At 56.8% G+C, this 15,177-nt stretch carries 16 protein-coding genes; 3 read left to right on the forward strand and 13 right to left on the reverse strand.

The features are described 5' to 3' along the window. Positions 1 to 5: 5 nt before the first annotated feature. From GFER_RS01595 to GFER_RS01625, 7 genes are all read right to left on the reverse strand, one after another. The gene (locus GFER_RS01595; RefSeq protein ID WP_040095459.1) at positions 6 to 479 is read right to left on the reverse strand and encodes an OmpA family protein; all 474 of its coding nucleotides are present in this window, start codon (positions 477 to 479) and stop codon (positions 6 to 8) included. Continuing rightward, positions 476 to 1,972, reverse strand: a complete 1,497-nt coding sequence (locus GFER_RS19290) for an OmpA family protein (RefSeq protein WP_040095461.1) — start codon at positions 1,970 to 1,972, stop codon at positions 476 to 478. Before GFER_RS19290 ends, GFER_RS01595 begins: the two co-directional genes overlap by 4 nt. A gap of 94 nt (positions 1,973 to 2,066) precedes the next feature. Continuing rightward, positions 2,067 to 2,603, reverse strand: coding sequence for a gamma carbonic anhydrase family protein (locus GFER_RS01605; RefSeq protein ID WP_040095463.1), 537 nt, complete (start codon positions 2,601 to 2,603; stop codon positions 2,067 to 2,069). Between the two features lie 182 nt (positions 2,604 to 2,785). After that, positions 2,786 to 3,067, reverse strand: coding sequence for an HU family DNA-binding protein (locus tag GFER_RS01610; protein ID WP_040095466.1), 282 nt, complete (start codon positions 3,065 to 3,067; stop codon positions 2,786 to 2,788). A gap of 112 nt (positions 3,068 to 3,179) precedes the next feature. After that, a complete protein-coding gene (locus GFER_RS01615) occupies positions 3,180 to 4,451 on the reverse strand; it encodes a tetratricopeptide repeat protein (RefSeq protein ID WP_040095468.1) in 1,272 nt (423 codons plus the stop codon). Between the two features lie 20 nt (positions 4,452 to 4,471). Further along, positions 4,472 to 5,038 (reverse strand): helix-turn-helix domain-containing protein, encoded by a 567-nt coding sequence (locus GFER_RS01620; RefSeq protein ID WP_040095470.1) that lies wholly within the window; start codon positions 5,036 to 5,038, stop codon positions 4,472 to 4,474. 71 nt (positions 5,039 to 5,109) lie between these two features. After that, positions 5,110 to 5,676 carry a helix-turn-helix domain-containing protein gene (locus GFER_RS01625; protein ID WP_040095473.1) on the reverse strand — a complete coding sequence of 189 codons (567 nt, stop codon included), beginning with the start codon at positions 5,674 to 5,676 and terminating at the stop codon, positions 5,110 to 5,112. A gap of 216 nt (positions 5,677 to 5,892) precedes the next feature. On the opposite strand from GFER_RS01625, the gene bioB reads away from it, so the two are divergent. From bioB to bioA, 3 genes are read left to right on the forward strand one after another with little or no spacing between them, the layout of a single operon-like run. After that, positions 5,893 to 6,867 (forward strand): biotin synthase BioB, encoded by a 975-nt coding sequence (bioB, locus tag GFER_RS01630; RefSeq protein ID WP_040095475.1) that lies wholly within the window; start codon positions 5,893 to 5,895, stop codon positions 6,865 to 6,867. Beyond that, on the forward strand, positions 6,857 to 7,606 hold the full coding sequence (gene bioD, locus GFER_RS01635; protein ID WP_040095477.1) for a dethiobiotin synthase: 750 nt from the start codon (positions 6,857 to 6,859) through the stop codon (positions 7,604 to 7,606). Before bioB ends, bioD begins: the two co-directional genes overlap by 11 nt. Before the next feature lie 23 nt (positions 7,607 to 7,629). Beyond that, complete coding sequence (gene bioA, locus GFER_RS01640; protein ID WP_040095480.1) at positions 7,630 to 8,982, forward strand: adenosylmethionine--8-amino-7-oxononanoate transaminase; 1,353 nt, start codon at positions 7,630 to 7,632, stop codon at positions 8,980 to 8,982. 22 nt (positions 8,983 to 9,004) lie between these two features. Here bioA and GFER_RS17385 read toward each other — a convergent pair whose 3' ends face one another. From GFER_RS17385 to GFER_RS01670, 6 genes are all read right to left on the reverse strand, one after another. Further along, a complete protein-coding gene (locus GFER_RS17385; RefSeq protein ID WP_052445846.1) occupies positions 9,005 to 9,376 on the reverse strand; it encodes a VanZ family protein in 372 nt (123 codons plus the stop codon). A 104-nt stretch (positions 9,377 to 9,480) separates the two neighbouring features. Then, positions 9,481 to 10,320 (reverse strand): alpha/beta fold hydrolase, encoded by an 840-nt coding sequence (locus GFER_RS01650; RefSeq protein WP_040095481.1) that lies wholly within the window; start codon positions 10,318 to 10,320, stop codon positions 9,481 to 9,483. Between the two features lie 330 nt (positions 10,321 to 10,650). After that, entirely contained in the window at positions 10,651 to 12,165 is a 1,515-nt protein-coding gene (gene glpK / locus GFER_RS01655) for a glycerol kinase GlpK (protein ID WP_040095483.1), read from the reverse strand. 39 nt (positions 12,166 to 12,204) lie between these two features. Beyond that, complete coding sequence (locus tag GFER_RS01660) at positions 12,205 to 12,942, reverse strand: MIP/aquaporin family protein (protein WP_040095484.1); 738 nt, start codon at positions 12,940 to 12,942, stop codon at positions 12,205 to 12,207. Positions 12,943 to 13,053: 111 nt separating this feature from the next. Then, complete coding sequence (locus GFER_RS01665) at positions 13,054 to 13,254, reverse strand: DUF2180 family protein (protein ID WP_052445847.1); 201 nt, start codon at positions 13,252 to 13,254, stop codon at positions 13,054 to 13,056. A 17-nt stretch (positions 13,255 to 13,271) separates the two neighbouring features. Next, positions 13,272 to 14,885: a glycerol-3-phosphate dehydrogenase/oxidase gene (locus tag GFER_RS01670; protein ID WP_040095486.1), complete on the reverse strand. Its 1,614-nt coding sequence runs from the start codon at positions 14,883 to 14,885 to the stop codon at positions 13,272 to 13,274. Positions 14,886 to 15,177: the final 292 nt, after the last annotated feature.

The raw sequence follows: 15,177 nt of genomic DNA on the forward strand, positions 1-15,177 counted from the left end.
TGCGGTTATCGCGTGATGGCCTCTTGAATATCGACCGTATCAATATCGAGAAGATTATCATATAAAACGATTTCCACACGGTCCGGTGCAAGGCTCCCGGCAGTTCCGATCGCCACGGCATGGCCGGTTAGCGTCGGGGAGAATTTCGGCAAGCGCTGCCTGATCGCTTCGCCGACCGCATTGGCCCGAATCATGGATAATGTCACCCTGTCACCGGCGTTGCCGCAAGAGGTCGAAAAGCCTTCAATGCGCACCAGCCTGCGAGGCTCTTCAAGACTTCTCAGTTGCGGCACCAGGGCCGAGATTGCCCGCCGTCCCTCCTCGGTAAGTTGATGTGAATCTTGATCAAAATTGACCGTGCCCAACACCCGGCGGTCGGCGAAATAATTTTCCGTTTCCGCCGCCTCGGGTGGCGGTGATTGCGCCACTGCCGCAAAGCAGAGAAACGCTATCCAGAAGCCGACCAGAAGAGACCTCATGGGTTTGCAGCCTTCGGCAGCAGCACCAGAATTTCGACCCTCCGATTGGTACTGCGTCCTTCAGCTGTCTGATTGTCGGCCAGGGGTTGGGTATCCCCATGGCCTTTAACGAAAATGCGGGTCGGATCCAATCCTTCATGCGTAGCGATGTGGGAACCCATGGCGATAGCCCGTCGCACCGACAGCCTGGTGTTGTATTGCGCGGAACCGACGTTGTCGGTGTGGCCGTCGATGCGCAGCAAAAACCAGCGCCCTTCTCTGCGAAGGTCGGCGATGATTTCCGAAACAGCTTTTTTGCCCTCGTCGGACAGGCTGTACTGATCAAAGTCAAAGCTGAACTCAGGCAGCCTGAACTTACGATAGACATAAGTACGGATGGGCTCCTCGTCCACCTGTGCATCAGGTTCAGAAACTGCTCCCGCGGGTCTTTGCGGTGCGGTCGTCATGGGGGCCAGAGGACTGACAGCGCGGGTCCGTACCGAGGAAGCCGCAGTCTCCGGCAGACGTTCCGCAGGCGTTAGAATCACATCCGCAGCCGACGTGGGCGGCGCCACCGGCATTTCATGCAACTCCACCCCGGTCAGGGCACGGGGTCGGGCCTGGGTTGCCAGCAACGGCGAGAGCGGCCGGATGCCGGGCACCGGTTCCGCCTCCACTCCCGGCGCTGCGGCGACAGGATCGGGCGCCTGGATCAAGCGCGGCACCTGTACGAAGTAGGTGCCGACGCCCTGAGTGGTCGACATCCCGAGAAGAACGCGCCAATCCGGGGTGGCATCCGTCAGTCCCACGCCGACCCCGAGGTTGAAGGTCAGGTGCGGCGATGCGAAGTATTGCACCCCGATCATGGCTTCACCCTCCTCGCCCCGGCCCTTTTCCTTCTCTGTGGAGTAACCCACTTCGGCAATCAGGCGGGCGCGTGAACTGGGATAGAATTCAATGCCGCCGCCCATCACTACCTGGTTGCCATAGTCTGCGTCTACCGGACTTTCGTTGCCCTGATAGCCAACATTGGCGTGGACTCCAAAACGATCCGGGCGATAACTTGCGATCATGCGGCTCAGGTAGCTGTTGATTCCATCGCGTCCGGGGTCGTCGGACACGGAGCGACGCCCCTGAATATCGAAGGCCAGCTTAAAGGGTGAGGAGCGCTTACCGAGGACGCGGGCCTTAAAGCCAAGACTGACATCGCCGCGCCCGCTGCTCAGGTCGTCATCGTTGAATAGCAGGTTGGGATAGGAGCCGTAGACCTCCAGAAAGGAACCCAGGCCCAGGGTAAGGGATGTCGGCATAATCGTTGCGCTGCCGGCATCGCCGTCCGAGTGATTAAGCCATACGCCGAAACTGAGGTTGCCGGCGTCCAGAGTGTCGGCACTTGGTTGGGACAACAGGCCGGTGTCGCCATATTGCGTGGGGACTGCGTAACTAGACCCGGGAAAGCTCAACCACAGGGCGAGCGAGCCGATGATGAGCAACTTAACGGCGGTGGTTCTCATGCAGCCTCTTTCCCCGGCCCGGGCTTTACGCGGGAATGGAATAATAGGATTGCCTAAAAAATTAGAGCAATCATATTATTTTTTATCCATAAAATCAACCCCTCTTTCTCTCCTGGTCCCGAAGCAAAGAAAAATACTGCTGCATGTAGCCCACATAGTTTTCTGCCGAAGTCTTCAAATGCGCCCGTTCCTCATCGCTCAAGGCCCTTTTAACCCGCGCGGGACTGCCGAGAACCAGGTGCCCTGGAGGTATTTGGGTGCCGGGCGCGATCAGTGAACCGGCGGCTACCAGGCAATCGTCTCCGATCACCGCACCATCGAGGACAATCGCTCCGATGCCGATCAGGCAGCGATCGCCGATAGTGCAACCGTGCAGGGTCACGTTGTGTCCCACCGTCACATCGTTTCCGAGAAAAGTCGGATGGGTCTTGTGGCTGACATGAACCACGCTGCCGTCCTGAATGTTGGTGCGCTCACCAATGCGGATATGGTTGACATCGCCACGGACAACGACATTGAACCACACGCTTGATTGATGCCCGATGCGAACATCCCCAATGATTCGGGCGCTGTCGTCAATAAAAACTTCGCCCTCAAGATGGGGAGTGGATTCAAAAAAAGGGATAAGCATGAGTCTCTCCTGTGCGTTAGATAAAGGGGCAGCCTTCGCAAAAACAGATAAAGCCCGGAAAAGAAAAGCTTTTCCGGGCTTTATCGAGAGTTGCGCCCACAACCGCCGAACCTTTCAAGCCACGGCGGACTTTTTCCCAAGGCAAGTAGATTTTTGTGTTGTTTCCAGCAAGGGCCGCGCGCTTAATGGCCTTTGTTGACCCGCTCGCGCAGCTCTTTACCAACCTTGAAGAACGGCAGCTTTTTGGGCTTTACGTGAATTACCTCACCCGTTTTCGGGTTACGCCCCATGTAGTCTTTGTAATCCTTGACCACAAAACTACCGAAACCGCGGATTTCAATGCGGTCACTGTTAATCAGAGCATCGGTCATCGAATCAAAGATCAGATTGACAATTTCCTCTGATTTCTTGTAGGTCAGATTCTTCTTGCTAGCCAGCTTTTCCACCAGTTCAGACTTGTTCATGGTGCCTCCGGATAAAAATCGCCTTGGCGCGAACCAAAAACAACTCTAACGCCTTAAAACCTTTATAAAAATATACCTCCTGAAAAAAAGGTGTCAACAGGGCGAAAAAATTTCATGATTTTTCCGGAGTCGAAACCAGCTTTTCAGCCGCCGCCCTAAGCTCGGAGGGCAGGTCGGGGTGGTTAATGATCTTCTCCACCAGGGCGAGTCCATCTTTTTTCCACCCGCGGGCAAGGTAAGTCTCACCAATTCTGAGCTGCCACCGGGGGTTGGCGGGTTCCTGTCGGGCCGCCTGGTTGAAAGCATCCAGAGCTTTGTCGAGATGACGCCCGTGGCGCAGCCAGAATTCGGCAAGATAAGCCGAAGCGCCCCCTTTGCATCCGCCGCCTCCAAGAGTGGAAAGCAACTGTTCAGCCTCAGCGAGTTCGCCGCGCTTTTCCAGCAAGGAGGAAGTCAGCAGCACGATCTCCGGATCGGGACGTCCACCTCCCTGCAGCGCCTGCCGCGCAAATGCCAGGGCTTGATCCAAATCCCCCTGACGCGTGCAAATAATCGCCAGACGGGACAGGCAGAAAGCTGGTGCCGTCCCGGACTCAAGGGCTCGCAAAGCATGGGTGCGGGCCTGCTCAAGCTGATTGTCGGATAGTTCCAGTGTGACCAGCGCTTCAAGAGCCTGAACATGGGCGGGGTTAAGCTCCAGGGCGCGACCCAGGTCGCGGCGCGCGGCAGCGGCGTCGCCGGAACGCGCCGCAAGGCAGCCGCGTTCGAAAAAAAACAGGTCGTCCTGCTCTGCTTCGGGAATTTGGGAATAAAGGTCCAAAGCCTCCCGGTCACGTCCTTCATGGGTGGCGAGAAAGGCCTGACGGAAAGGCTCCGACACAGCGAGGTAGCGCTGTGCCAACTCGGGTGGGTAAGAGGCAAGAATCAGCTCGAAGCGACTTGATTCATCGAGAACCTGCGGATCGGCTGCGGCTGCAGAAACCGCACCGCTTCCAGCGCAACCGCCGGAGGCGCAGTGGGCGGCGGTTGCGCTCGCGGTCGCGACAGGCGCCTCCCCGGCCGTGGAAAAAGTGCTCAGGGCGGTGGCTATCTTTTGTCGCAAAGGCGCATTGCGCACTTGGGTCAGAGCCAACTCCAGGTGTTCGCGGGCCTTGAGATTTTCGCCGGCGCGCAGGCAGCCTTCACCCTCTTCAAGGTTAAGCTGCGCCAAATGGTCGCCCGCGCGACCGAGAAGTGTTTCGAATTCATGCCGATCCGCCTCTGGCAGGGCTTCGCGATCGATCCCTTCACCAATCTGCAGGACATCCGCCCAGCGGTTGTCCTGCAGGGCGCGACGCATTTGAACGAGGGGGTTTTTGCGGCCGAACAATCGGGAGAAAACCATAGCGGAAACTCATTTTCGGATTAAATGATGGTAAATGGGGAAAGAGTCCAGAGCACCTTGGCATCCTGATCGCTGACGTTGTCCCAGCGGTGGGGCAGATGCGACTTGAAGGACAGGCTGTCGCCGGGTTGAAGCACGTACTCCTCGTCGGCGATGGTGACCCGCAACCTTCCCTCAACCAGATAGATCAATTCATCGCCGGGGTGATACATGTGCTTCACGCCACTGGTTCCCCCGGGAGGCACGGTGCAGAAGAAGGACATGAACTGCGGATCGCGCAGTCCCGATGTGAAGGACTCCGTGTGCATATTATGTTCGTCGTCATACACAGTCGTATCGCGCTTGCCGGGAGTGGTGAACACAACCTCGTGGGTCGTGCTGACCTCCTCGACGAAATAGTTGATGCTCTTATCGAACACCCCTGCCAACTTCATCAGAATTTCCACTGAAGGGATGGTCAGCCCACGCTCGACCCGACTGATCATATTGGAAGAAACGCCGGATTTCTCGGCCAGTTCCTGAATCGTCATGTCGTTTTTAAGGCGGATGGCCTTAAGTTTCTTGCCGACAATTTTCTTAATACGCATGAACTGCTCCACTGGGTTGAGCCGATTTCAGAAAAATCGAATAAATTACAGTTGAGTGCAACAAGCTAAGCTCACTGCGAAACATTCGGTGCGGGAGAAACGACCCAAAGAATCTCGGTTTGACCGCCGTGAAGATTGTCCCATCGATGAGGAATGGACGCCTTGAATACAATGGAGTCCCCCTCTTCCAGAACATAACTCTCGCCGTCGATGACAAACTGCATTTTGCCTTTCAGAACATAGGCAAACTCTTCGCCGTTGTGGACCATACCCCCTTCACCGCTGCTGCAACCCTCTTCGAGGGTATCGCAAAAAACGGTAAAGCTGGGGTCGCGAATGCCGTGGGTCAGACTGGTGATCTGGTGCTTATCTTCAAAAAAGAAGATCGGCTCGCCTCTGCGCTGCACGGTGGGAACGATCATGGTGCCCTTCTCGGCCTCTTCGACGAAATAACCGATACTCATGCCGAAAGCGTCGGCGAGTTTCATCAGGATTTCCACGGAAGGAATGGTCAAGCCGCGTTCGATGCGAGAAATCATGTTTGATGAAACACGCGATTTTTGCGCAAGTTCCTGAATCGTCAGGTCGTTGCGCAAGCGCGTTGTTTTGAGCTTCTTACCGATGAGCTTCTTTACCATGATGAGAAAACTCCAGATATTTAATAAAATGATGTTCTATCACTGTGGCGAGGCCGTGTCAATACCGATATGAGAAAACAAAACCACAAATAGTAGAAATTTGAATAGATCAATCGTCAACCGAATGACATCTCAAGGTTGACAATGCCTCTGACTTCCATATAATCACTTGCTAATCACCCATTTTCAGTCAATTTTTCGGCGGGAGCGAAAGCGATGACAAACCCTTTTCTGGATAAAGTTCTGGCAGGTCAGCCGTTGAGCGCGGATGACGGACTGGCCATTTTGCAGGCGCGCGGGGCCGCCTTGACGACAATCCTGGCGGGCGCCCACCACCTGCGGGAGCAAGCCTTCGGCGACCGCATCGAATTGTGCTCCATTATCAACGCCAAGTCGGGACGGTGCGGCGAAAATTGCAGTTTTTGTGCCCAGTCAGCCCATCATCGCACCACGGCACCGGTTTATCCCCTGAAAAGTGAAGACGAACTGGTCGCCGGCGCCCATGCGGCCGCATCCAACAAATCTCATTGCTACGGAATCGTCACCAGCGGCACGACCATCAGCGCCGGCAGTGAACTGGACACCATTCTGGCGGCTCTCCGCCGCATCCGACAAGAAACATCCATCGAACCCTCGGCCTCCCTCGGCCTGCTCGATGAACAAACCGCTCAAGCCTTGGCGGCGGCCGGCTGTGTTACCTATCACCACAACCTGGAAACCGCACGTTCCTTTTTTCCCCAGGTCTGCACCACCCATGATTATGAAGAGGATGTGGACACCGTGCGGGTTGCCATACAAGCCGGTATGAAGGTCTGCTGCGGAGGAATCTTCGGCCTCGGTGAACGTGCCGAGCAGCGGGTTGAGTTGGCCTTGACCCTGCGTGACCTCAAGGTGGATTCGGTGCCGTTGAACTTTCTCAATCCTGTGATCGGCACCCCCCTGGAGGGATCAAATCACCTCACTCCCCTCGATTGTGTGCGCATCATCGCCTTGTTCCGCTATCTTCTTCCGTCCACCCGCATTGCGGTCTGCGGGGGGCGCGAGCACAATCTGCGCGAATTCCAATCCTGGATGTTCATGGCCGGCGCCAGCGGCACCATGGTCGGCAACTATCTGACCACCACCGGACGCAACGCCGAAATTGATCTGCAGATGTTCTCCGATGCCGAGGTGCAAGTCCATGCCTGCTGAAAAGCCTCTGGCGCCTGGTATTTTCATCACCGGCACCGACACCGGCGTGGGCAAAACCCTGGTCGCGGCCGCCCTCGCCCGCCATCTGCGTGATCTGGGCTTGCGCGTCGGGGTGATGAAACCGGTTGAAACAGGTGTGACCGATCCTGCTGCTGAGGGCTCAGACGCCGCCCTGCTGCGTTGGGCCGCCACCTGCGATGCGCCCTTGCAGGATGTCGCCCCCCTGCGGCTGCGGCGTCCCCTGGCGCCTGCGGTCGCGGCTGAAAAAGACAAGATTTTCGTCGACTTCGGAGCCCTGCTCGAGGCTTGCCGACGTTTGCGCGAAAACCATGACTTCGTCATCGTGGAAGGCGCCGGCGGCTTGATGGTCCCTCTGGCAGGCGGACTGCTCATCGCCGATCTGGCTCGGGCCATGTGCCTGCCCCTGCTGGTGGTCTGTCGACCGGATCTGGGAACCATCAATCACACCCTGCTGACAGTGTTTTCCGCACAAACCATGGATTTGCCGGTGGCCGGGTTTCTTCTCAACGGCATGCCGGATATCCCCGACGAAGCCATGAGTGAAGCCCCTCATACCCTGGCCGCTCTGGCATCCACAGACCTGCTCGGGGTTCTCAACCGGGTCGCTGCGAAAGATGAGCAGAGCAAGGTTGAGAATCTTGCCGGTCTGATCGAGAAGTTGCCCACCTACTCTATCCTGCGGCGCAACCTCGCCTGGCCCGAAAAGACCTCGAAATAGGTTGAGAGGAGATTATTTAAACCATGGATGAAAAAGAGATTGTGCGTCTTGATCGCCAACATGTGTGGCATCCCTGCACCCAGGAGAAAGATCACGAAACCCTGCCACCCATCCCCATTGCGCGCGGCGACGGCTGCTATCTTGTCACCGTCGACGGCAAGCACATCATCGATGCCGTTTCGTCCTGGTGGGTCAATCTCTTCGGGCACAACCACCCACGCCTCAACCGCGCCCTGCAGGAGCAATCGCAGCGCATCGCTCACCATATTTTCGCCGGTTTCACCCACGAACCGGCCGTGGAACTGGCGCGGCGTTTGTGCGATAAAGCGCCCGGCAACCTGACCAGGGTTTTTTTCGCCGACAACGGCTCGGCGGCGGTCGAAGTGGCACTCAAAATGAGTTTTCAGTATTGGCAGCAAAGCGGCAAATCGCGCAAAACCCGTTTTGTCTCCATCAGCGAGGCCTATCACGGAGAAACTCTCGGCGCTCTGGCCGTAAGTGGTTGCGATCTTTATCGCGATACCTATCGCCCCATTCTCATGCAGGGATTCTCCGTGCAGGGACCCGACTGCTTCAACTGTCCCTACGGCCTGGAGCGTGATACCTGCAGCGCCGAGTGCTTCGCACCCATGGAAGAAGCCGTTACAGCCCATCACGAAGAAATCGCCGGCGTTATCATCGAACCTCTGATTCAGGCTGCCGCGGGCATGCGCATCTACTCCCCGGTCTACCTGCAAAAGCTGCGCGCCCTGTGCGACCGCTATCAGGTGCATTATATTGCTGATGAGATCGCCGTCGGCTTCGGCCGCACCGGTCGTCTCTTCGCCAATGAACTCGCGGGAACGGCTCCCGACATCCTCTGTCTATCCAAAGGCATCACCGGCGGCTACCTGCCCTTGTCGGTCACACTGACCACCGATGAGATCTACGGCGCTTTTTACGATGATTACGAAACCCTCAAGGCGTTTCTGCATTCACACTCCTACACCGGCAACCCCCTGGCCTGTGCCGTTGCCGTGGAAGTCATGAAGATTTTTGAGGAGGAGGACGTGCTGGGACAATTGAAGCCGCGCATGGCCTTGCTGGAAGAGGCACGAGCGCGCTTTGCCGCCCATCCCCATGTGGGAGAAATGCGCCGCTGCGGCCTGGTGGGAGCCATCGAAATGGTGACGGACAAAGAAACCAGGACGGGCTACCCCTGGCAGCAGCGCCGCGGCTTTCAGCTTTATCAAAAAGCTCTCAAGCGGGGGGTGCTGTTGCGGCCCCTGGGAAATGTCGTTTATTTCATGCCGCCCCTCAACATTCCCATGGGCGCTTTAGAGCAGGTCGTTGAGGTTGCCTGGGACTGCCTCAATGAGGTAACCCACGAACCTTAAACCTGAATCCGTGAGATCCGGGTTAAACTCTTTTTTTTGAAAGCCACCACCAGCCGGCGGCGAAAGCCGTCAGGCTGCCTGCGAGATTTGCAACGAGGTCCGCCGCCTCGGCATGACGGTGAGTGGTCAGGGTGCCCTGCAGGAGCTCCATTAAGGCTCCGAAGGCCGCGGCAACAATCAGGCCCGTCAGCAGACCGCGTTTTGTCGGAAAATGTCCCCGGCTCCAGGTCCAGGCACCCAGCAGGGTCATCAGCGCGTAGGCGAGAAAATGTCCGACTTTGTCTTTATGCGGCCAGGGCCAATAGAGATCGTCGCCGGGTGGCGCCGAGGTGAGGGACAGCCATAACAGACACAGGGAATAGGCTAAAAACAGGACTATCTTGACAAGATACATGTGCGGTCTCCGAAAACTCTGAAACCTATCCCAATACGATGGCAAATACTACAGAAAAAAGCCCGCTTGAAGCGGGCTTTGTCAGGTCGTTGGGTTTTCGGAATTCAGGAGGATGGAACGCTCGGTTCTGCCATATCCCGCGATCGCGGGACCAAGGTACGGAGAAATTCCAACAAGTGGCCGTTAAAAGCCTGAAATTTTTCCAAATTGACAAGGTGCCCGCCCTTGAGGCTGACCGCACGAAAACAGTTTGGCAGATGCCGGGCCAATATTTCCGAATGCAGGGGATGAATCACTCGGTCCAGCTCGGCACCCACCACCAGGGTCGGCAGCGAGAAGTTTTTGAGCAGGCTGGTGTAATCCTTGCGACCACCGATGGCGTTAAGGCCGGCCGCAAGACTGAGTGGCTCGGCGCTACGTACCCATTCGCAAACCTCTCGCATGTCTGGAGAGCGGGACTTTTTTCGAGCTGAGGGTGTCATCAGAACACGCAGAAAAGCTTCTCGCACCTGATCGGTTTCACCATTGTCCAAAGCGCGGCGCAGTTCTGCGCGCTTGACACGTTCCTGGACATCGTCGCCCACGGGGCGCGTCACCACGAAACAGGCCCCAGCCACCCGCTTGGGATAGCGATCAAGTAGATCAAAGAGTACATAGCCGCCCATGGAAATACCGCACACCACCGCGCGGCCGACGCCCAGGTAATTGAGCAGGCCGACCAGATCGTCGGCATGGGTGTGCAGATCTCCAGCATCCTCACGCAGTTCGCTTTCGCCAAAACCACTTAGATCGGTGAGGATAACGCGAAAACCGTCATTGACCAGGGGTTCCACCTGGCGGCGCCACATCTTTCGATTGAGGGGGTAGCCATGAACGAACAAGACCGCGGGGCCCTTGCCGAAATCGTCGTAGCCGATCTGCACGCCATTGATTTTTGCCTTCATCGTCAACCTCCTGGTCGGAAAGCGAATGCCTGGTTCGCAGCATCGCTTTGCTGAAATCAGCTGCTCATCAATATCTCCTTTCTCTATCAGCAACCCCCGTACCAAAACATAAAAAAACGTTCTAAAGCAGTCCTTTTCTGTTTTTTCAGTACTTTGCGATCCATGTCCACCGGCTGGCCAGGATGTTCATATTCGCAATTTTGCAAAAAAGCTCAGCGTGATCAATGCGCGAATCAAGTAAATACCTTGCAAATTCAGAAACTTCCAAGTGTTTAAATATAAAAGTTCACCATTTTGCATTTTTGCAAACACCATTCTATCGTATACGGTCTACTCCAACCAATCAAAGGTACGCGTCACGGCCTTTTTCCACATGCGGTAGTTTTTGGTCCGCAGGGTCTCGTCCTCGGAAGGCTGCCAGGTTTTGTCGATTCCCCAGTTCTTCTTGAGATCTCCCGTGTTTTTCCAGTAACCCACGGCCAGTCCCGCCGCGTAGGCGGCACCCAGAGCCGTGCTTTCAGAGACCCTGGGACGAATCACAGGTACGCCGAGAACATCGGCTTGAATCTGCATCAGCAGTTCATTGGCGGTCATGCCGCCGTCGACTTTGAGGGATTTGAGCGTCACGCCGGAATCGGCCGCCATGGCGTCGACCACTTCGCGCGTCTGGTAAGCCGTGGCCTCCAGAGCGGCACGGGCAAAATGGCCGCGCGTGATGAAGCGTGTCATGCCGATCACCAGCCCGCGCGCCTCGCTGCGCCAATAGGGCGCAAACAATCCAGAGAATGCCGGCACGAAATACATACCCCCGTTGTCGTCAACCATTTTGGCCAGGTTTTCCACATCCGCAGCGGTGTTGATCAGGCGCATACGGTCGCGCAACCATTGCACCAGCGCTCCAGTGATGGCAATCGAGCCTTCAAGGGCATAAACCGGTTTCTCTTTGCCGAACTGATAACACAGGGTGGTGACCAGGCCGTGTTGGGACTGCACGATTTCGTGGCCGGTGTTGAGCAGCAGAAAACAACCGGTTCCGTAGGTGTTCTTCGCCTCTCCCACCTCAAAACAGGTCTGCCCGACGGTCGCCGCCTGCTGATCGCCAAGATCGCCGCACACGGGAATTTCCCCACCGAAGGGACCGTCAGCGCGCGTCATGCCGTAAAAATCAGGATCGCTTGAGGGGCGGATCTCCGGCAACAAAGAGCGTTCAATGCCCAACTCCTGCAGAATCTCATCATCCCAGTCCAGGGTTTCGAGGTTCATCAGCAGGGTGCGCGAGGCATTGGTCACATCGGTGACGTGAGCGGCCTGGGGACCGGGACCGCCAGTGAGTTTCCAGATTATCCAGGTGTCCATATTGCCGAACAGCGCGTCGCCGCGCTCGGCCGCGGCGCGCAGGCCGGGAACATTGTCGAGCATCCACTTGAGTTTCGGCCCGGAAAAGTAGGTCGCCAGGGGCAGACCGGTCTTGGCGCGGAAGCGATCCTGGCCGCCGTTCTCAGCGAGTTGATGGCAGATCTTATCGGTGCGCGTGTCCTGCCAGACAATGGCGTTGCCGTAGGGCTGTCCGGTTTTTCTATCCCACACCAGGGTCGTTTCGCGCTGGTTGGTGATGCCGACAGCGGCGATATCGGCAGCCACCAGACCACCTTTCTCCATAGCGGCATGAATGACGTCTTTGGTGCGTTTCCATATTTCCATGGCATCATGCTCGACCCAGCCTGCCTGAGGATAGAGCTGCTCGTGTTCGATCTGATGATGAGCCACAATCTCTCCGCCGTGATTGAAGATCATGCAGCGGGTGCTGGTGGTTCCCTGATCAAGCGCGACAACGTATTTCGCCATGACGTTCCTCCCCTTATTGTTTCGATTCTCCTGTTAGGTTTACCCGACAATCAATCTGCTCACAACGATCTGATAAATAAACGCCCCGAGAATTCCACCGATGATCGGCCCGACCACCGGTACCCAGGAGTAGGCCCAGTCGGATCCGCCTTTGCCGGCAATGGGCAGCAGGGCATGGGCAATGCGCGGGCCGAGATCGCGCGCGGGATTGATGGCATAGCCGGTGGGGCCGCCGAGAGACAGACCGATGCTGAACACCAGAATGCCCACTGCATAAGGGCCGAACCCGCTGCTGATCTCGTTATGGGCGCTGAAAATCCCCAGCACGCCGATCAGGAGCAGCGCCGAGCCGATAATCTCGGTGATCAGATTGCGGCTGTAGGAGCGAATGGCCGGTGCCGTGCAGAAAACCGCCAACTTGAGTTCGGGCGATTCGGTTTTGCCCCAATGGGCCAGATAGGCCAGCCATACCAGAACCGAGCCGGCGAAGGCCCCGGCGAACTGCCCGGCGACATAGATCGGAACATCTCCCGCCGTGACTTTTCCAATCACCAGAAGCCCCACTGTGACCGCTGGATTGATATGCGCGCCGCTCATCCAACCGGCGACGTAAACCGCGATGGCGACCCCGAACCCCCAGCCCGCCGAAATAACAATCCACCCTGAATTCTGTCCTTTAGATTTTTCCAGTACAACATTGGCAACCACGCCATTGCCGAGAAGAATCAGGATCATCGTGCCGAGAAACTCTCCAACAAAGATATTGCCTAAGGGCATCACTCACACCTCCTTGCCGGTTTGCCTGCAGCTGTGCGACCTCGGCGTCGCCGTCGTGAGACGCCTGCCCGGACGACTGAATGGTTCTGCCCGCTCCACTGTTTGAGTTCTTCAGTCGGTCAAGGTCTTTACCCGGGCACAGTCGGCGCATAGGATATGCACCAGGGACTGATCGAGCCATCCCGAAACGCGCTGCACCAACGGCAATTCGCGCTCCACGGCGTGATCCAGACACAGTCCCTTGCCACAGACCGAGCACACTGCCACGGCCTCAATTATGTGATTTTTCTTGGCACAGGAATAACAGTTCATGATGGTCTCCGTGTGGCTCAAATAGCGGTTTCAAGCAACTGGATGCACAGCTTGCGTTCGTCGCGGCAGCGTGCCTCGTCCCAGCCGAGTTCTTCAGCCATGAGTTCAACCGTTCTCTCCACGGCGTTGCGGGCCGCCTCTTTATCGAGCAAGGCCAGAGTCGTGCGGCGCACCAGCACATCGGACACCCGCTCGGCCTGTTCGTGCCGGCTGACGTAGACCACCTCGGCTTCGATCACCGGATGCTCCGGGTGCAGGCGCTTGCCCAAACCTTTTTGCGCCAACTCTGCAACTTTGAGCGCTTCGCTACCGTATGCGCGGTGCAGATGCGAGGCGATATCAGCGTCAAGAGCAAAGTCAGAGCTCAGCTTGAGGTCGCCCTTCTCTTCAAAACCGCTCGCACCGATGAGAGGCAGATGGTCGGTGTGGCAGTTTTTTTCCGGGGCCAGAGCAAAGGTCTTTACGGCATGGTCAACGGCATCCTGGGCCATTTTGCGGTAGGTGGTCCACTTGCCGCCCGCCATGGTGAGAAGGCCGGACTTGCTCACCTGAATGATATGGTCGCGAGCCAAGCGCGCCGTATCGACAGCTTGCGGATCATCCAGCAGCGGGCGCAGTCCCGACCAGGTCGACTTGATGTCCTGTGGACCGATCTCCAGATTGAAGTATTGACGCACGTGGCGCAGAAGGTAGGCGACTTCCTCGTCTTTGGGACGGGGATGGTCGACGATGTCCGCCGGTTCGTCAGTGGTGCCGATCAAAGCATGCCCCTGCCAGGGCAGAATGAAGAGCACCCGACCATCTTCGGTCTTGGGAATCATCAAGCCCGTTGCGGGAGGCGCAAAGCGCTTGTCAAGCACGATGTGGATGCCCGAACTGGCTTTCAGAATCGGTGCGGCTTCGGGCTCATCCATGCGCCGGATACTGTCGGCAAATGGGCCTGTGGCATTGATCACCCCGCGGGCGCGCACGGTAAATTCCTGCTTGGAGATGTTGTCTCGCACCACCGCCCCGGCTATCCGCCCTTTCTCCTTAAGCAGCGAGATCGCTTCCACGTGGTTGGCGGTCACCGCGCCCTGGCGCAAGGCCGTGGTAATCAGGGTCACCGCCATGCGGGCATCGTTGAACTGGCCGTCGTAATACAGCACGCCGGCCTTGAGCCCCTCGGCCTTGAGCATAGGGAAGCGCTCCAAAGCCTCTTTGCGGCTGACAATGCGGCTACGGCCGATCCCCATTTTGCCGGCGAGGATGTCGTAGAGTTTGAGGCCGGCAAAGATGTATGGCACCTCCATCCAGCTGTAGAGAGGTGTGACAAGAGGCAGGCGCCCCGCCAGATGCGGGGCGTTTTTAAGTAGGACGCCGCGTTCGTAAAGGCCATCTTTGACCAGATTGTATTGGGTTCGATCGAGGCGCTTGATCGCCATTTCGAGATAGCGGACGCCGCCATGCACCAGCTTGGTGCTGCGGCTGCTGGTTCCTTCGCTGAAATCGTATTTCTCGATAAGTGCGGTCCTGATGCCGCGACTCGCGGCATCAAGGGCGATACCGCTGCCGGTTGCCCCGCCGCCGATCACCAGCAGATCAAAGGGTGTATCCTGTTGCAGGTTGCGGATGATATCTTTTCGTGCCATAAGCGCCTCCTGGGCTTGCGTTTCGCCTGCGTATTCGTTGCTCGCTCTGGGAAACCTTCCCCCTCAAATGTTCTAATGCGAACATACAACAAGCAAGTCACGGTGTAAACGAAAAAAAACGAAATCGGAATTTTTTTTATCTTCCATGGCACAAGCTGGAAATTTCCGTTTGGTTTCAAATGAATTGGCGACAATTTCTTACGCACCGTCATTCCTGGCATAAAGTATTAAGAGTAGACACCCTTAAAAAAAAATGCCAAAATCTGCGTTGATGTTTTCTTATTTTCGTTTA

Origin of the sequence: Geoalkalibacter ferrihydriticus DSM 17813 (genome assembly GCF_000820505.1) — a bacterium.
GTDB classification, from domain to species: domain Bacteria; phylum Desulfobacterota; class Desulfuromonadia; order Desulfuromonadales; family Geoalkalibacteraceae; genus Geoalkalibacter; species Geoalkalibacter ferrihydriticus.